The organism is Kosakonia sp. R1.Fl, assembly GCF_023516815.1.
Lineage (GTDB): Bacteria > Pseudomonadota > Gammaproteobacteria > Enterobacterales > Enterobacteriaceae > Kosakonia.
On the sequence record NZ_JAMGSQ010000001.1, the window covers coordinates 2,145,249 to 2,161,959 of the forward strand.

The 16,711-nt window shown below is 56.1% G+C and carries 16 protein-coding genes; 6 read left to right on the forward strand and 10 right to left on the reverse strand.

What is annotated here, in order from left to right:
* Positions 1-75 precede the first annotated feature (75 nt).
* Positions 76-612, forward strand: a complete 537-nt coding sequence (gene hpt, locus M8Q36_RS09945; RefSeq protein ID WP_017457963.1) for a hypoxanthine phosphoribosyltransferase — start codon at positions 76-78, stop codon at positions 610-612.
* 29 nt (positions 613-641) lie between these two features.
* Here the strand turns inward: hpt and can are convergent, their stop codons facing one another.
* The gene (gene can / locus M8Q36_RS09950; protein ID WP_044489565.1) at positions 642-1,304 is read right to left on the reverse strand and encodes a carbonate dehydratase; all 663 of its coding nucleotides are present in this window, start codon (positions 1,302-1,304) and stop codon (positions 642-644) included.
* Between the two features lie 107 nt (positions 1,305-1,411).
* On the opposite strand from can, the gene M8Q36_RS09955 reads away from it, so the two are divergent.
* The 3 genes from M8Q36_RS09955 (at position 1,412) to M8Q36_RS09965 (ending at position 4,485) form a co-directional block, all read left to right on the forward strand.
* The gene (locus tag M8Q36_RS09955; RefSeq protein WP_020456581.1) at positions 1,412-2,338 is read left to right on the forward strand and encodes an ABC transporter ATP-binding protein; all 927 of its coding nucleotides are present in this window, start codon (positions 1,412-1,414) and stop codon (positions 2,336-2,338) included.
* Entirely contained in the window at positions 2,335-3,105 is a 771-nt protein-coding gene (locus tag M8Q36_RS09960; protein WP_017457966.1) for an ABC transporter permease, read from the forward strand. The genes M8Q36_RS09955 and M8Q36_RS09960 overlap by 4 nt, the downstream gene beginning before the upstream one ends.
* A 135-nt stretch (positions 3,106-3,240) precedes the next feature.
* Positions 3,241-4,485, forward strand: coding sequence for a polysaccharide deacetylase family protein (locus tag M8Q36_RS09965; RefSeq protein WP_249880769.1), 1,245 nt, complete (start codon positions 3,241-3,243; stop codon positions 4,483-4,485).
* A gap of 4 nt (positions 4,486-4,489) precedes the next feature.
* Here M8Q36_RS09965 and panD read toward each other — a convergent pair whose 3' ends face one another.
* The 9 genes from panD to thpR form a co-directional block, all read right to left on the reverse strand.
* Positions 4,490-4,870: an aspartate 1-decarboxylase gene (panD, locus tag M8Q36_RS09970; protein ID WP_020456583.1), complete on the reverse strand. Its 381-nt coding sequence runs from the start codon at positions 4,868-4,870 to the stop codon at positions 4,490-4,492.
* 137 nt (positions 4,871-5,007) lie between these two features.
* Complete coding sequence (gene panC, locus M8Q36_RS09975) at positions 5,008-5,862, reverse strand: pantoate--beta-alanine ligase (RefSeq protein ID WP_045511968.1); 855 nt, start codon at positions 5,860-5,862, stop codon at positions 5,008-5,010.
* An 11-nt stretch (positions 5,863-5,873) separates the two neighbouring features.
* The gene (gene panB, locus M8Q36_RS09980; RefSeq protein WP_249880770.1) at positions 5,874-6,665 is read right to left on the reverse strand and encodes a 3-methyl-2-oxobutanoate hydroxymethyltransferase; all 792 of its coding nucleotides are present in this window, start codon (positions 6,663-6,665) and stop codon (positions 5,874-5,876) included.
* Positions 6,666-6,773: 108 nt separating this feature from the next.
* On the reverse strand, positions 6,774-7,253 hold the full coding sequence (folK, locus tag M8Q36_RS09985) for a 2-amino-4-hydroxy-6-hydroxymethyldihydropteridine diphosphokinase (protein WP_249880771.1): 480 nt from the start codon (positions 7,251-7,253) through the stop codon (positions 6,774-6,776).
* Positions 7,250-8,647, reverse strand: a complete 1,398-nt coding sequence (pcnB, locus tag M8Q36_RS09990) for a polynucleotide adenylyltransferase PcnB (RefSeq protein WP_206052453.1) — start codon at positions 8,645-8,647, stop codon at positions 7,250-7,252. Before pcnB ends, folK begins: the two co-directional genes overlap by 4 nt.
* Positions 8,648-8,702: 55 nt before the next feature.
* Positions 8,703-9,599, reverse strand: coding sequence for a tRNA glutamyl-Q(34) synthetase GluQRS (gene gluQRS, locus M8Q36_RS09995; RefSeq protein ID WP_249880772.1), 897 nt, complete (start codon positions 9,597-9,599; stop codon positions 8,703-8,705).
* A gap of 86 nt (positions 9,600-9,685) precedes the next feature.
* On the reverse strand, positions 9,686-10,141 hold the full coding sequence (gene dksA / locus M8Q36_RS10000) for an RNA polymerase-binding protein DksA (RefSeq protein WP_007373199.1): 456 nt from the start codon (positions 10,139-10,141) through the stop codon (positions 9,686-9,688).
* A gap of 173 nt (positions 10,142-10,314) precedes the next feature.
* Positions 10,315-11,019, reverse strand: coding sequence for a DNA/RNA nuclease SfsA (gene sfsA / locus M8Q36_RS10005; protein WP_020456588.1), 705 nt, complete (start codon positions 11,017-11,019; stop codon positions 10,315-10,317).
* 9 nt (positions 11,020-11,028) lie between these two features.
* Positions 11,029-11,559 carry an RNA 2',3'-cyclic phosphodiesterase gene (gene thpR, locus M8Q36_RS10010; protein WP_017457974.1) on the reverse strand — a complete coding sequence of 177 codons (531 nt, stop codon included), beginning with the start codon at positions 11,557-11,559 and terminating at the stop codon, positions 11,029-11,031.
* Positions 11,560-11,632: 73 nt separating this feature from the next.
* Between thpR and hrpB the strand changes: the two genes are divergently transcribed.
* Together hrpB and mrcB are read left to right on the forward strand one after the other, a co-directional pair.
* A complete protein-coding gene (gene hrpB, locus M8Q36_RS10015) occupies positions 11,633-14,062 on the forward strand; it encodes an ATP-dependent helicase HrpB (protein WP_249880773.1) in 2,430 nt (809 codons plus the stop codon).
* A gap of 117 nt (positions 14,063-14,179) precedes the next feature.
* Positions 14,180-16,708, forward strand: a complete 2,529-nt coding sequence (mrcB, locus tag M8Q36_RS10020) for a bifunctional glycosyl transferase/transpeptidase (protein WP_017457976.1) — start codon at positions 14,180-14,182, stop codon at positions 16,706-16,708.
* Positions 16,709-16,711: the final 3 nt, after the last annotated feature.

A 16,711-nucleotide genomic window follows, 5' to 3' on the forward strand; every position in this document is an offset into this window, starting at 1 on the left:
CGCACCTTGCGTTTCAATCACTGGTTTAAGTGCCGGTATTGAGTGATTTACTCTTTAAATCATATGGTTAGTAAAATGAAACACACTGTTGAAGTGATGATCCCGGAAGCGGAGATCAAAGCGCGTATCGCGGAGCTGGGTCGTCAAATCACTGAGCGTTATAAAGATAGCGGCAGCGAAATGGTGCTGGTTGGGTTGCTGCGCGGCTCGTTTATGTTTATGGCTGACCTGTGCCGTGAAGTGCAGGTGTCGCACGAAGTCGACTTTATGACCGCCTCCAGCTACGGCAGCGGCATGTCCACCACCCGCGATGTGAAAATCCTCAAAGATCTCGACGAAGATATTCGTGGCAAAGATGTGCTGATCGTGGAAGACATTATCGATTCGGGTAACACGCTGTCGAAAGTGCGCGAGATCCTGCGCCTGCGCGAGCCAAAATCGCTGGCGATTTGTACCCTGCTGGATAAACCGTCGCGTCGTGAAGTGGATGTGCCGGTCGAATTCGTCGGTTTTGCTATCCCGGACGAGTTTGTGGTGGGTTACGGTATTGATTACGCGCAGCGTTATCGCCATTTGCCGTATGTCGGCAAAGTGGTGATGCTGGACGAGTAAAAAAACGGGGCCAATAATGGCCCCGATTGTTATTTGTGGTTGCTGTGCTTCTGACTCAGGTTTGACACGCCCTGGCGATAGCGCTGTTCCAGCGACTCGCGGTTAGTGGCGGTGACGTCCAGATCGCGCAGCAGACCATCGTGAATGCCGTAGGCCCAGCCGTGAATGGTCACTTTCTGGCCACGTTTCCACGCGGATTGCATGATGGTTGAATGGCCCAGGTTGTAGACCTGTTCCATCACGTTCAGCTCGCACAGCGTGTCGAGACGACGCTCCGGCGGCATTTCGCCCAGCAGCGAGCTATGTTTAAACCAGATATCGCGAATGTGCAGCAGCCAGTTGTTGATGAGGCCCAGTTCCGGGTTTTCAACCGCCGCTTGCACGCCGCCGCAACCGTAGTGACCGCAGATGATAATGTGCTCAACTTCCAGCACATCCACCGCGTACTGCACTACGGAGAGGCAGTTCAGATCGGTATGGATAACCAGGTTTGCAACATTACGGTGTACAAACAGTTCACCCGGTTCGAGCCCGGTAAGACGTTCTGCGGGTACGCGTGAGTCGGAGCATCCAATCCAGAGAAAGCGCGGCTTCTGTGCTTGCGCCAGTGTTTCGAAAAATCCAGGATCTTCTTCCACCAGCATTTTTGACCATAGTGCATTGTTGCTGATGAGTGTATCTATGTCTTTCATGGAGGTTAACGACCTGTAACCAGATAAGTGCGTTGCGCTAATATAGGTGAACTCTCCGTCTTTTTAAACCACACATCGAGTGTGAGAAAACAGGTAAGTGATAATTCATGACCATTGCACTGGAGCTTGAGCAGCTTAAAAAAACCTATCCGGGCGGCGTTCAGGCGCTGCGCGGCATTGATTTACAAGTAGAAGCGGGCGATTTCTATGCGCTTCTCGGACCAAATGGTGCCGGCAAATCCACCACCATTGGCATTATCAGTTCGCTGGTAAATAAATCTTCCGGGCGCGTTAGCGTCTTTGGTTACGACCTCGAAAAAGACGTGGTGAACGCGAAGCGCCAACTGGGGCTGGTGCCGCAGGAGTTCAACTTTAACCCGTTTGAAACCGTGCAACAGATAGTCGTTAACCAGGCAGGTTACTACGGCGTCGATCGTAAAGAAGCCCTCGTACGTAGCGAAAAGTACCTGACTCAGCTTGATCTGTGGGAAAAACGCAACGAACGTGCGCGGATGCTTTCCGGTGGTATGAAGCGCCGTCTGATGATTGCCCGCGCGCTGATGCACGAGCCAAAACTGCTGATCCTCGACGAGCCAACCGCGGGTGTCGATATCGAATTGCGCCGCTCAATGTGGGGCTTTTTGAAAGATCTCAATGACAAAGGCACCACCATCATTCTGACGACGCACTACCTGGAAGAAGCCGAGATGCTGTGTCGCAACATCGGTATCATTCAGCGTGGCGATCTGATTGAAAACACCTCGATGAAAGCGCTGCTGTCGAAGTTGAAATCGGAAACTTTTATTCTCGATTTAGCGCCGAAAAGCCCGCTGCCGAAGCTGGAAGGGTATCAATACCGGCTGGTGGATACGTCCACGCTTGAGGTGGAAGTGCTGCGTGAGCAGGGCGTGAACAGCGTGTTCAGCCAGCTTAGCGCGCAGGGTGTGCAGGTATTGAGTATGCGTAACAAAGCCAACCGTCTCGAAGAGCTGTTTGTCACGCTGGTTCATGACAGAAAAGGAGAAAGCGCATGATGCAGCTGTTCTGGGTGGCGCTGAAGAGTATCTGGTACAAAGAGATCCAGCGTTTTATGCGCATTTGGGTGCAAACACTGGTGCCGCCGGTGATCACCATGACGCTCTACTTTATTATTTTCGGCAACCTGATCGGTTCGCGTATCGGTGAAATGCACGGCTTTACCTACATGCAGTTTATCGTGCCGGGCTTAATCATGATGGCGGTGATCACCAACGCGTATGCCAACGTGGCGTCGTCATTCTTTAGCGCCAAGTTCCAGCGCAATATCGAGGAGCTGCTGGTGGCACCGGTGCCGACGCATGTCATTATCGCCGGATATGTCGGCGGCGGCGTGGCTCGCGGGCTGTGTGTGGGCATCCTGGTCACGGCGGTTTCGCTGTTTTTCGTGCCGTTTCAGGTACATTCATGGCTGTTTGTTGGCCTGACGCTGCTGCTGACGGCGGTGTTGTTTTCACTGGCCGGGCTGTTGAATGCGGTATTTGCCAAAACCTTTGATGACATCAGCCTGATCCCGACCTTTGTGCTGACGCCGCTGACGTATCTGGGCGGGGTGTTTTACTCCCTGACGCTGCTGCCGCCGTTCTGGCAGGCGCTGTCGCACCTCAACCCGATCGTGTACATGATTAGCGGCTTCCGCTTTGGTTTCCTCGGCATTTCCGATGTGCCGCTGTTTACCACCGTGGGGGTTTTAGTGGTGTTTATCATCGTCTTTTACCTGCTGTGCTGGTATCTGATCAACCGCGGACGCGGGCTGCGTAGCTAAGCCAGACCGCAACGGCTCTCTTCTCTGGAAGAGAGCCAATCCTCAGGATTAGGCTGTTTTTTAGCCTGCTCATTGCCGTTGGTTTCTCCCGTTCTGTTGCTACAATAGGTGCAGTTTTTCTATTCGGTCCGTCTCATGTCTCGTTTGATTACCCTTTTACTGTTGCTGGTTGCCTTGAACGCATCTGCCAGTATTGTCAGTGAACAACGCATTCCCGCGCGATATATGCAAACCACCGAAGATGCCAATATCTGGGCGCAGGTGGGGGACAGAGTCGTTACCGTCGGCAATATTCGCGCCGGACAGATCCTGGCGGTGGTGCCGGGGGCGGAAGATTATTACGCGTTTCGCTTTGGTTTCGGCAGCGGGTTTATCGACAGAGGCCATCTTGGCACGGTGTCAGGTAATGAGCGGGTAGAAGATACGCTGGGCGATCTGAATAAGCCGCTCAGTAATCAAAACCTGATCACCTGGCAGGATACGCCGCTCTATACGTCGCCGGATATCACCAGTAAACAGGTTGGTACGCTGGCGGAAAACCTGCGTTACCCGATAATCGATAAGCTAAAAGACCGCCTGAACCAGACCTGGTTTCAGATCCGCATCGGCAACCGGCTGGCGTGGATCAGCAGCCTGGATGCACAAGAAGACAGCGGCATTCCGGTGCTGACTTATCACCACATCTTGCGCGATGAAGAAAATACCCGCTTTCGACACACCTCGACCACCACCTCGGTGCGTGCTTTTACCAACCAGATGACCTGGCTGCGCGATCAGGGTTACACCACCTTGTCGATGTACCAGTTGGAAGGTTATGTGCGTAACCGCATGAATTTGCCTGCGCGTTCGGTGGTGATCACCTTTGATGATGGGCTGAAATCGGTCAGCCGTTACGCTTATCCGATCCTGCACGAGTATGGTTTTAAAGCGACGGCGTTTATCATTTCGTCACGTATTAAGCTCAAGCCGCAGCCGTGGGATCCGAAATTCCTGCAGTTTATGAGCGTGTCGGAGCTTAATCAGATTCAGGATGTGTTCGATGTGCAGTCACATACCCATTTCCTGCACCGGGTTGATGAAGCGATGCACCCGATTTTGCTTAGCCGCAACTACCACAACATTCTGTTCGATTTTAAACGCTCACGCCGCGCGCTGGCGCAGTTCAACCCGCATGTGCTCTATCTGGCCTATCCTTTTGGCGTCTATGACGATAAAGCGGTGAAAGCGGCGAATGACGCCGGTTTTCATCTGGCGGTGACCACGGTGCGTGGCAAGGTGAAACCGGGAGATAACCCGTTTTTACTGAAAAGGCTGTACGTGCTGAGAACGGATTCGCTGGAGACTATGTCGCGGCTGATCAGTAATCAGCCGCAGGGGTAGGGCATCAGGCAACCTGAACCGGCACGGCTTTCGCGGTGCGTTTCATCTCGTTGTCGCCATCAAAATAGGCCACTTTCGGCTGCCAGCTACGGGCAACTTCATCCGGCACGGTGACGTAGCTGGCGATAATCAGGATATCGCCGACGTCCGCGCAGTGCGCGGCCGCGCCGTTAACAGAGATAATGCGTGAGCCGCGCTCGCCGGCAATCGCGTAGGTGGAAAAGCGTTTGCCGTTGGTCACGTTATAAATGTCGATGGCTTCGTATTCCAGAATACCGGCCGCCTCAAGGAAATCCTGGTCAATCGCGCAGGAACCTTCGTAGTGCAGGTCGGCCTGCGTCACTTTGACGCGGTGGAGCTTGCCTTGCAGCATCGTGCGAATCATAAGTTAAACCTTCATTACTGATAATTAACCTGAAAATGGAGGGCGGCTCCCTGCGAATCCCTCGTGTGCTCGCGCCACGTCCTGGCGGGCGTAAGGGCAAGCCAGGAGTGGAGTATTGCCCGATTTTTTCGCCCTGTCTAGCGGGCTAACTCAACCACTTTGTTGTCGATAAGCCGCGCCTGACCAAGCCATGCCGCCATCAAAATCACCGCGCGTTTACTGTCCTCAGACAGCGCCAGCAGCGTATCTGCATCGCGGATCTGAATATCATCGGCGCGCAGACCCGCGTCGTTGATCTCCTGTCCGGCAATGGCAATCAGCTCTTCTTCATTGCGCTCGCCCGCCAGCAGTTTATCGGCAATCGAATTCATCACTTTGCTGAGCGCCGGGGCGATTTTACGCTGTTCGGCGGTGAGATAGCCATTACGCGAACTCAGCGCGAGGCCATCTTTTGCGCGCACGGTCGGCACGCCGACAATCTCAATGTCGTAGCCCATGTCGGCCACCATTTTGCGGATCAACTGCAACTGCTGGTAATCCTTCTCGCCAAAACAGGCGATATCCGGTTGTACCAGGTTGAACAGTTTACTGACGATGGTCGACACGCCGCGGAAATGGCCAGGACGGCTTGCACCTTCCAGCATGGTGGAGATACCCGGCACATCAACATAGGTTTGGGTGTCGGTGCCCTGCGGGTAGATGTCCGCCGGTGCGGGGGCGAAAACCAGATCGACTTTGCGCTTGTTCAGCTTTTCGCAATCTTCCTGCAAGGTGCGCGGGTAGCGCACTAAATCATCCGGGCGGTCGAACTGCATTGGGTTAACGAAAATACTCACAACCACCACATCGGCGCGGGCTTTCGCTTCGTCGACCAGCTTCATATGGCCATCGTGCAGGTTGCCCATCGTTGGCACCAGCGCAATACGCTTGCCTTCCTGACGCAGTCTGCGGATGTGCTGGCGCAGCAGCGGGAGGGTTTCAATAATCAACACAACTAAGCTCCTTAATGGAAACTGTGTTCTTCACCCGGATAGACTCCGGATTCGACGTCAGCAACATACTGCCTGACCGCTGCGCGCATGTCGCCTGCTTCACTGAGGAAATTTTTCGCGAATTTCGGGATATGTCCGCCGGTAATGCCGAACGCGTCATGCATCACCAGAATCTGTCCGTCGGTGACATTGCCTGCGCCAATACCAATTACGGGAATGGTTAACGCCGCTGTGATGCGCTGCGCCAGCTCGACCGGAATACACTCCAGCACCAGCAGTTGCGCGCCAGCGGCTTCCAGCGCCAGCGCATCGTCTAGCAGCCCTTGTGCCGCGTCGCCGCGCCCCTGAACTTTATAACCGCCGAAAATATTAACAGACTGCGGCGTCAAACCCAGGTGGCCGCACACCGGCACGGCGCGCTCGGTCAGCATTTTCACCGTCGGTGCCAGCCAGCAGCCACCTTCTATTTTCACCATATTGGCACCTGCGCGCATGACCACGGCGGCGTTTTCAAACGCCTGCTCCGGCGTAGCGTAGGCCATAAACGGCAGATCGGCGAGCAGCAGGCAGGCCGGTGCGCCACGGCGAACCGCCTGGGTGTGATAAGCGATATCGGCAACCGTTACCGGCAGGGTGGAGTCGTGACCTTGTACCGTCATCCCTAACGAATCACCAACCAGCATCACGTTAATCCCTTCTTCGGCAAACAGTTTCGCGAAGCTGTAGTCGTATGCGGTGATAGTGGCGAAGCGTCTTTTTTCCTGCTTGCACTTGTGCAGCCAGGAGATGGTGGTGGGTTTCATAGCGTTTCCTGATAGTCGAAAGCGATTCTGGCGCATTCTAGCAGCAACCATCAGGTGGGCAATGATTTTAGGCAAGCGGTGAGCGCGGGGCGTGACGAAAGCGGGAAATTACCAGGCGTCGGGTTTGGGCGCGTTCAGGTTCGCAAGAATTTCCTGCAACGATGTGCCGTCCGGGAAGTGCAGATCGGGCGCAATTTCAAACAGTGGCCACAACATAAAGCCACGGTTTTTCATGTCGTAGTGCGGCACCGTCAGACGTTCGGTATTCAGGGTAAGATTGCCAAACAGCATGATATCGAGATCGAGCGTGCGCGGTCCCCAGCGTTCTGCTTTACGTACTCGGCCTTGCTGGAGTTCAATGCGTTGCGTGTGATCGAGCAGCGTTTCTGGCGTAAGGTCGGTTTCCAGCGCCACGGCGGCGTTGAGATAGTCCGGTTGATCCGGCGGGCCAAGCGGGGGAGTGCGATATAACGAAGAGACCGCCACGATGCGGCTTTGTGGGATCTCTCCGAGGGCTTTCATCGCGGCGTTAACCTGGTCGAGCGGTGACGCCAGGTTGCTACCGAGCGCGATATACGCGAGGGTCATGCGCTACCTTCGCGGCGCGGCGCGCGTTTGCGCGGGCGGCGGTGGCGACGGCGTTCTGCCGGTTCATCGCCTAAATCATTGAGCATGTCTTTCTGGGCTGGCGGTGCGGAAACCTGGAATTCACCCCACCATTTCGCCAGACGTTGCAGCTCGCCGTTATTTTCGGCTTCGGCGCGCAGCGCCAGTAAATCATAGGCCGCGCGGAATTTCGGGTGTTCCATCAGTTTCCATGAGCGCTTGCCCTGGCGACGGGACATCCGCAATTGCAACTGCCAGATATCACGGATCAGCGTGGTGATGCGTTTTGGGATCGCCAGTGAACGGCACGCTTCATCCAGCACGTCGTTCATCGCCAGCGCGAAAGCGTCATAATAGGCCAGACCGCCTTCCTGGGTAATGCGCTGGGCGTTTTCCAGCAGCGGATACCAGAACATCGCAGCAAACAAAAACGCCGGGTTGACGCGCATGTCGTTGCGAATGCGGTTGTCGGTATTCTTCAGCACCTGGTCAATAATCCGCTCCATCGGGCTGTCGCCTTTTTCGGTGAAGTAGCGGGTGATGCTGGGGAACAGCGGCTGGAACAGACCATATTCACGCAGTAAACGGTAGGTTTCGTAACCGTAACCGGCCTGCAGCAGTTTCAGCGATTCCTCAAACAGGCGCGCAGGAGGAACATCGTTAATCAGCGTTGCCAGGCGCGGGATCGGCTCGGCGGTCTCTTCGCTGATACGCATATTGAGCTTGGCGGCAAAGCGCACCGCGCGCAGCATGCGCACCGGATCTTCGCGATAGCGGGTTTCCGGGTTACCAATCAGGCGAATCACACCCTCTTCCAGGTCACGCATACCGCCGACGTAATCACGCACGGTGAAATCAGCAACGCTGTAATAAAGGCTGTTGATGGTGAAGTCGCGGCGTTGGGCATCTTCTTCGATGGAACCGAAAATGTTGTCACGCAGCAGCATGCCATTCTGCCCGCGCTGGGAGATGGTGCGATCGGTTTGTTGTTCGTCGTGATGACCACGGAAGGTGGCGACTTCGATAATTTCCGGCCCGAACATCACATGTGCAAGGCGGAAACGGCGGCCGACCAGGCGGCAGTTGCGGAATAGTTTACGCACCTGATCCGGCGTTGCGCTGGTGGTCACATCAAAATCTTTTGGTTTTTTGCCCAGCAATAAATCGCGCACGCCGCCGCCTACCAGGTAAGCGTCGTAGCCCGCTTTATTCAGACGATAGAGCACCTTGAGCGCATTTTCACTGATATCTTTGCGGGAAATAGCGTGCTGCTCACGCGGAATAACCGTCATCTGCGGTTGGGCCATAGCCTCAACGACCATGCTCTCTTCGCGGCTTAGCACCTTGCGGCAAAAATTAGCGACTCGGGTAAAAATAGTACACCTCGGTAGTGTCAAACGTCAGGACAAAAAAATAGCGGCTAATCATAGCTCAGCGCGAGCCGTTTGAGAATGCTGTATTCGCATCCACGGCATCTGGCACACGGCAAAGCGTCCAGTTTTCCACCGCTTTTTGCAGCAGCGCGTCGATGCGCAGATCCTGCCACTCATTTGTTACATCCTGGTTCAAAAATTGTAAAGCCCTGATTATTACCGGGCGCGGATCGCCTTCCGGCAACGCGGGGGCGTGGTTTTGCTTGGAAAGCTTATTTCCCTGCTCATTGCGCGCCAGCGGCAAATGAATGTATGTCGGCACCGGCCAGCCAAACTGGTTATAAAGGGAGATTTGCCGCACCGTGGGTTCTATCAGATCCGCGCCGCGCACAATTTCTGTGACGCCCTGAAAATGGTCATCGACCACCACCGCGAGATTGTAGGCAAATAGCCCGTCGCGGCGGTGAATAATAAAATCTTCCCGCGCCAGTTTTTCGTCGGCGGTGATGCGCCCGCGTAATTTATCGTCGAAGTGCAGCACCGGATGCTGCTGTACCAGCCGTACGGCGGCGTTTTGCGGGCCATTTTGTAATGTCCGGCAATGCCCGTCGTAGGTGCCACCGATGTTTTGGATACGGGCGCGCGTGCAGGTACAAAAATAGCTCAGCCCTTTGCGTTGCAGGGTGGCGAGCGCCTCGCGGTAGGCGTCATGGCGACGGGATTGCCATAGCACATCGCCGTCCCAGTGCAGACCATAATGCTCAAGCTGGCGAAGAATGGTGTTTGCCGCGCCGGGAACTTCTCTGGGGGGATCGATATCTTCGATGCGAACAAGCCAGGTGCCTTGGCTGGCGCGGGCTTGCAGATAGCTGCCGAGAGCCGCAATTAACGAACCAAAATGCAGTTCACCGGACGGGGATGGCGCAAAGCGCCCAATATAGTGTGATTCAGGCATGTCGCTGGCAAAATATAGGCGGGAATCGATCCCGCCGTATAGGGCGCACCACGCCTTAGCGGTGCGCCGTTGAAGACGTCAGGGGATTAACCCGCCATCTGTTTTTCGCGGATTTCCGCCAGGGTTTTGCAGTCGATGCACAGATCGGCAGTCGGACGTGCTTCCAGACGACGGATACCAATTTCAACGCCACAGGATTCGCAGAAGCCGAAATCTTCGTCTTCCACTTTTTTCAGCGTCTTTTCGATCTTTTTAATCAACTTGCGCTCGCGATCACGGTTACGCAGTTCGAGGCTGAACTCTTCTTCCTGCGCGGCACGGTCGACCGGATCGGGGAAGTTAGCTGCTTCGTCCTGCATGTGCGTGACGGTGCGATCGACTTCATCCCTAAGTTGATTACGCCATGCTTCAAGAATACGCTTGAAGTGCGCCAGCTGGGCTTCGTTCATATACTCTTCGCCCGGTTTCTCTTGATACGGCTCCACCCCAGCGATGGCGAGAATACTCAGGGACGATGTTTTACGGTTTTGCCCTTCTTGCATGTTGCTTCTCCTTAACACGCACTATCGATCCCCGTGTGGGGGAAAAATCAGGCCGCTATAAATAGCAGATGCTTTTACGGATGGCAAATATCTAAACGTAACACTTGACAACCCTGTGAAGAAAAGCGTATTTGCGCACGCGACCAAATCACTTACTCGTCAAAAGCTTGCCTTTATACCGTAAAAGGTAGTGGCAACTTAAGAGTGATATTATCGGCAGAAAGTTCCGCTTTATAAGCGATAACTTCTACCCCCCGGTGTTGTGCCTCATTCAATAATCGTGCGTATTCCTCGTCAATATGGCGTGCCGGAGAAAAATGTTCAACGGCGGAGTGCAGAACGGCAAACAGAATTACCGCGCGATCGCCGTTGGCCGCGACGCTCATTAATTCCCGTAAATGCTTCTGCCCACGCAGGGTGACGGCATCCGGGAAGTAGCCTGACTGCTGCTCGGCGAGCGTGACCGATTTCACTTCAATATAGCAGTTGCGCCGGTCATCCGCCTGTAACAGAAAATCAATTCTGCTACCTTCCGCACCATATTTTACTTCGCTTTTCAGCGCGCTATATCCGCTGAGTTCAGGCACCTGGTCAGCAAGTATTGCTTCTTTTGTCAGCATATTTGCCCGCTGAGTATTGACGCAAATAAATGCCCCCTGTTGGGTTTGGGATAATTCCCACGTATGGGCATATTTGCGCTTAGGATTATTCGACGTGGAATACCAGACCGTATCGCCTGGCGTCGCGCAACCGGTCATCGCACCGGTATTCGGGCAATGCAGCGTGAGGGTTTCCCCTTCAGGCGTGATCACATCCGCAAGAAAGCGTTTATAACGCTGAATCAGCGTGGCGGATTTAAGCGGCGGGGAAAAATCCATGGAAAATCCTTATTTTTTAAGCGTCCAGCGATGCAACGGCGTGTAGCGGGTTCGACCCTGGATAAATTGTGACTCATACAATGCGAACGCCGTCACTGGAAACGACCAGCGAAAACCCGGCGGTGGGATCGTGACAGCGTGGCTGGCGTCGCGCAGTAGCGTAATGTGCGGGTGAAACGGCTGCGGGCTTTGGTAACATCCGCTGCGGGACGCCTGGGCGCGGAGCATATCCGCCAGTTGCAGCAGCCCACGCGGCGGCTGACGTGAACCGAGCCAGACGACGCGCGAACGCAGCCATTGCCCGGCATCATCCAGTGTGAGCGTGAAACCGGGCTGGCGTATCCGTCCGGCCAGCGCTTCCAGTGCGCGCTGTTTTTCCGCGCTGATTTCACCGAGAAACGCCAGCGTCAGATGCAGATTCGCCGCTGCAATCGGCCGCCCCGCATCCGGCGGGAACTGCTGTGCGCGCCATTGCACCACCTGCGTCTGAATATCTGCAGGGAGTTCAAGGGCGAAAAACAGCCTTTTTGGTTCAGACATGGCGGGCTCGAGGTCAAAGGTTTACGGCGATGTTATACTGCTGGCCGGCTTATGTTAACCCTCCGGAGCTTTTGTGTCCTCACTGCCAGTCGCCGCCGTTCTGCCCGACATTCTTTCTGCCCTGCGCACCGCGCCACAGGTGCTGTTAAGCGCACCCACCGGCGCAGGGAAATCGACCTGGTTGCCGTTGCAGCTGCTGCAACAAGGCGACATTACTGGTCGTATTTTGCTGCTTGAGCCGCGTCGGCTGGCGGCGCGCAATGTGGCACAGCGGCTGGCGGAGCTGCTGGATGAAAAGCCAGGCGAAACCGTGGGTTACCGGATGCGTGCGGAAACCTGCGTGGGGCCAAATACCCGGCTCGAAGTCGTGACGGAAGGCATTTTAACGCGGCTGGTTCAGCAAGATCCGGAACTCAGCGGCGTTGGGCTGGTGATCCTCGATGAATTTCATGAGCGCAGCCTGCAAGCGGATCTTGCCCTGGCATTGCTGTTAGACGTGCAGCAAGGGCTGCGCGATGACCTCAAACTGCTGGTGATGTCGGCAACGCTTGATAATGCCCGTTTGCAGGCGTTGTTGCCAGAGGCCCCGACCATTGTGTCTGAAGGGCGGGCGTACCCCGTTGAGCAGCGTTATCAACCGTTGCCTTCTCATCTTCGTTTTGATGAAGCCGTCGCCCAAGCGACCGCTGAATTACTGCGTAATGAACCCGGTTCGCTGCTGCTGTTTTTACCGGGCGTCGGGGAAATCCAGCGTGTGCAGGAGCAACTGGCTTCCCGCGTTGGCAGCGATGTTCTCCTCTGCCCGCTCTATGGTGCGCTGCCGCTCAGTGAGCAGCGCAAAGCCATTTTGCCCGCGCCCGTCGGGCAGCGAAAAGTGGTGCTTGCCACCAATATCGCCGAAACCAGTTTGACCATTGAAGGCATTCGCCTGGTGGTGGATAGCGCCCAGGAGCGCGTCGCGCGGTTTGATGCCCGCAGCGGTTTAACCCGGTTGGTGACGCAGCGCATTAGTGTTGCTTCGATGACGCAGCGTGCCGGACGTGCCGGTCGTCTTGAGCCTGGCATTTGCGTGCATTTACTGAGTAAAGAGCAGGCGGAACGCGCGGCGGCGCAGAGCAGCCCTGAAATAGTGAGTAGTGATTTATCCGGACTGTTAATGGAATTAATCCAGTGGGGATGCCAGGATCCTGCCCAGCTCAAATGGCTGGATCTGCCGCCAGCGGTAAATCTCGCGGCGGCGCGCAAGCTGCTCAGCCAGTTGCAGGCGCTTGAGGACGGGCGACTGACGCCGTTTGGGCAGCGCATGGCGGCGCTCGGTAACGAGCCGCGACTGGCTGCGATGCTGGCAGCGGCAAACGGTCGTGATGAAATTGCCACGGCGGCGAAGCTGGCGGCGATTCTGGAAGAGCCACCACGCGGCGCAAACAGTGACTTGAGCGCGGCGTTTTCACGCAATCAGCCGAACTGGCAGCAGCGCGCGCGACAGCTGGCTCGCCGCCTGAAAAGCAGCGATGGCGAGCCGGACAACACCGTACTTGCGCCGTTGCTGGCAAGCGCCTTTGCCGATCGCATTGCCCGCCGGCGCGGACAGGAAGGTCGCTATCAACTGGCGAACGGCATGGGCGCAACGCTGGACGCCGATGATGCGCTCAACCGTCACGAATGGCTGATAGCACCTCTGCTGTTGCAGGGTAGCGCATCACCGGATGCGCGGATTTTGCTGGCGCTGCCGCTGGATATCGACGCGCTTGTCACCCGCTGCCCACATTTATTGCAGCAGTCCGACACGGTTGAGTGGGACGAGGCGCAGGGCACGTTAAAAGCCTTTCGCCGCAGCCAGATAGGCCAATTGACATTAAAAGTACAACCGCTGGCGAAACCCTCTGAAGAGGAGTTGCATCAGGCGATGCTGAACGGCATTCGTGATAAGGGCTTACGGGTACTGAACTGGACGCCGGACGCCGAGCAACTGCGTTTGCGTCTGCATTGTGCGGCGAAGTGGCTGCCGGAAGTAGACTGGCCAGCGGTCGATGAGGCTTCGTTGCTGGAAAACCTTGAGCAGTGGTTATTGCCGCAAATGAGCGGCATCCGTTCGCTGCGTGAGCTGAAAGCGCTTGATGTTACTCAAGCGTTACAAAATGCGATGCCGTGGTCATTACGTCAACGTCTGGATAGTGAGCTGCCTGCGCATTACACTGTGCCGACGGGAAGCCGGATAGCGATTCGTTATCACGAAGATAACCCGCCAGCGCTGGCGGTGCGCATGCAAGAGATGTTTGGCGAAGCGACAACGCCTGTCATCGCGCAAGGGCGCGTGGCGCTGGTGCTGGAGCTGCTTTCCCCTGCGCAACGTCCGCTGCAAATCACCCGTGATTTAAGCGCGTTTTGGGCGGGCGCGTATCGCGAAGTGCAAAAAGAGATGAAAGGGCGCTACCCGAAGCATGTCTGGCCGGACGATCCGGCTAATACGGCACCGACGCGGCGCACCAAAAAGTATTCGTAACCTTGATGGGCTTCTTGCCAGCGAGCGGTGCGATAAATTGAGAGATTTCTTCTTCTGCCCTGGTGCGGAAGAGTTGAGAATCAGGCCCTTGCGCCTGAAAGTTGCGGAGAGTAAAGCATGGCGGGGAATGACCGCGAGCCAATTGGACGCAAGGGTAAACCAGCGCGTCCGGCGAAAGAGAAAATCAGCCGTCGTCGACTTCGGGAAGAGGAGTACGACGAGTATGAAGATGACGATGAAGACGAGGAACCGATGCCGAAAAAAGGAAGAGGCAAAGGCAAGAAGCCACGCGGCAAACGCGGCTGGTTCTGGCTGCTGTTAAAAATTGCCATCGTTCTGGCCGTGCTGTGCGCCATTTATGGCGTTTATCTGGATCAAAAAATCCGTGCCCGTATCGACGGAAAAGTCTGGCAACTGCCTGCCGCGGTGTATGGCCGTATGGTCAACCTCGAACCGGATATGGCAATCAGTAAAAACGAGATGGTGAAACTGCTGGAAGCCACGCAGTACCGCCAGGTGACGAAGATGACGCGTCCCGGCGAATTTACTGTGCAGGCGAAAAGCATTGAGATGATCCGCCGTCCGTTTGATTTCCCGGACAGTAAAGAAGGGCAGGTGCGTGCGCGTCTGACTTTTGACGGCTCTCGTCTGGAAACCATCGAGAATATGGACAGCAACCGCCAGTTCGGTTTCTTCCGCCTCGATCCACGCCTGATCACCATGCTCTCTTCGCCTAATGGCGAGCAGCGCCTGTTTGTGCCGCGTAACGGTTTCCCGGATCTGCTGGTGGATACGCTGCTAGCGACCGAAGACCGTCACTTTTACGAGCACGATGGCATCAGCTTTTACTCCATTGGTCGTGCGGTGCTGGCAAACCTGACCGCCGGACGCACCGTGCAGGGGGCGAGTACGCTGACGCAGCAACTGGTGAAAAACCTGTTCCTCAGCAGCGAGCGCTCCTACTGGCGTAAAGCCAACGAAGCCTATATGGCGCTGATTATGGATGCCCGCTACAGCAAAGATCGTATTCTTGAGCTGTATATGAACGAGGTGTACCTCGGTCAGAGCGGCGACAACGAGATCCGCGGTTTCCCGCTGGCGAGCCTCTACTATTTTGGCCGCCCGGTGGAAGAGCTGAGCCTTGATCAGCAGGCATTGCTGGTGGGGATGGTTAAAGGTGCGTCAATCTATAACCCGTGGCGTAACCCGAAACTGGCGCTGGAGCGTCGTAACCTGGTGCTGCGCTTGCTGCAACAGCAGAACGTTATCGACCAGGAGCTGTATGACATGCTGAGCGCGCGTCCGCTCGGCGTGCAGCCGCGCGGCGGGGTGATTTCACCGCAGCCAGCGTTTATGCAGATGGTGCGTCAGGAGTTGCAAGCGAAGCTCGGTGATAAAGTGAAAGATCTCTCCGGCGTGAAGATCTTCACCACTTTTGATTCCGTGGCGCAGGACGCCGCCGAAAAAGCCGCCGTGGAAGGTATTCCGCTGCTGATCAAACAGCGCAAGCTGACCGATCTTGAAACGGCAATGGTGGTGGTCGACCGCTACACCGGTGAAGTGCGCGCGATGGTCGGCGGTGCGACGCCGCAATTCGCAGGTTATAACCGTGCGATGCAGGCGCGCCGCTCCATTGGTTCGCTGGCGAAACCAGCAACCTATCTGACAGCGCTGAGCCAGCCGAACATCTATCGCCTGAATACCTGGATTGCCGATGCGCCGATTTCACTGCGCTTGTCTAACGGCCAGGTGTGGGCACCGCAGAACGATGACCGTCGTTTTAGTGGCCAGGTGATGCTGGTCGATGCGCTGACCCGGTCGATGAACGTACCGACGGTGAACCTCGGGATGGCGGTTGGGTTGCCTGCGGTGACGGACACCTGGCAGAAACTCGGCGCGCCGAAAGATCAGCTGACCGGCATGCCGTCTATGCTGCTTGGTGCGCTGAACCTGACGCCAATTGAAGTGGCGCAGGCTTTCCAGACCATCGCCAGCGGCGGTAACCGCGCACCGCTTTCCGCGCTGCGTTCGGTGATTGCTGAAGATGGCACGGTGCTGTATCAGAGCTTCCCGCAGGCCGAACGTGCCGTACCGGCGCAGGCGGCGTACATGACGCTGTGGACGATGCAGCAGGTTGTCCAGCGCGGCACTGGTCGTCAGCTTGGCGCGAAGTATCCGGGCCTGCATCTGGCGGGTAAAACCGGTACTACCAACAACAACGTCGATACCTGGTTTGCGGGTATCGACGGGCGTGAAGTGACCATTACCTGGGTTGGCCGCGATAATAACCAGCCGACGAAGCTGTATGGTGCCAGCGGCGCGATGGCGATTTACCAGCGTTATCTGGAAAACCAGTCGCCGATCCCGCTGGATCTGACGCCGCCGGAAGACATCACCAATATGGGTGTTGATGACATGGGGAATTTCGTTTGCGGCGGTGGCGGTGTGCGCCAGCTTCCAGTCTGGACGACCAGCCCGGAAACGCTGTGCCAGCAAAACCAAGTGCAGCCGCAAACCGGTAACCCGTTTGATCAGTCCCAGCAGCCGCAGCAACCGGCGCAGCAGCAGCCTCAACAGCCGCCGCAGCAGGAGCAGAAAAGCGATGGTGTCGCCGGCTGGATCAAAGAGATGTTCGGCGGTAACTAACTT

What these genes read in the sequence shown, in the direction of transcription:
- panD (WP_020456583.1), bottom strand. Translation starts at nt 4,870, where the DNA reads ATGATTCGCACGATGCTGCAAGGCAAGCTCCACCGCGTCAAAGTGACG.
- dksA (WP_007373199.1), bottom strand. Translation starts at nt 10,141, where the DNA reads ATGCAAGAAGGGCAAAACCGTAAAACATCGTCCCTGAGTATTCTCGCC.
- M8Q36_RS09955 (WP_020456581.1), top strand. Translation starts at nt 1,412, where the DNA reads ATGACCATTGCACTGGAGCTTGAGCAGCTTAAAAAAACCTATCCGGGC.
- gluQRS (WP_249880772.1), bottom strand. Translation starts at nt 9,599, where the DNA reads ATGCCTGAATCACACTATATTGGGCGCTTTGCGCCATCCCCGTCCGGT.
- M8Q36_RS09965 (WP_249880769.1), top strand. Translation starts at nt 3,241, where the DNA reads ATGTCTCGTTTGATTACCCTTTTACTGTTGCTGGTTGCCTTGAACGCA.
- hpt (WP_017457963.1), top strand. Translation starts at nt 76, where the DNA reads ATGAAACACACTGTTGAAGTGATGATCCCGGAAGCGGAGATCAAAGCG.
- mrcB (WP_017457976.1), top strand. Translation starts at nt 14,180, where the DNA reads ATGGCGGGGAATGACCGCGAGCCAATTGGACGCAAGGGTAAACCAGCG.
- thpR (WP_017457974.1), bottom strand. Translation starts at nt 11,559, where the DNA reads ATGTCTGAACCAAAAAGGCTGTTTTTCGCCCTTGAACTCCCTGCAGAT.
- folK (WP_249880771.1), bottom strand. Translation starts at nt 7,253, where the DNA reads ATGACCCTCGCGTATATCGCGCTCGGTAGCAACCTGGCGTCACCGCTC.
- M8Q36_RS09960 (WP_017457966.1), top strand. Translation starts at nt 2,335, where the DNA reads ATGATGCAGCTGTTCTGGGTGGCGCTGAAGAGTATCTGGTACAAAGAG.
- panB (WP_249880770.1), bottom strand. Translation starts at nt 6,665, where the DNA reads ATGAAACCCACCACCATCTCCTGGCTGCACAAGTGCAAGCAGGAAAAA.
- can (WP_044489565.1), bottom strand. Translation starts at nt 1,304, where the DNA reads ATGAAAGACATAGATACACTCATCAGCAACAATGCACTATGGTCAAAA.
- sfsA (WP_020456588.1), bottom strand. Translation starts at nt 11,019, where the DNA reads ATGGATTTTTCCCCGCCGCTTAAATCCGCCACGCTGATTCAGCGTTAT.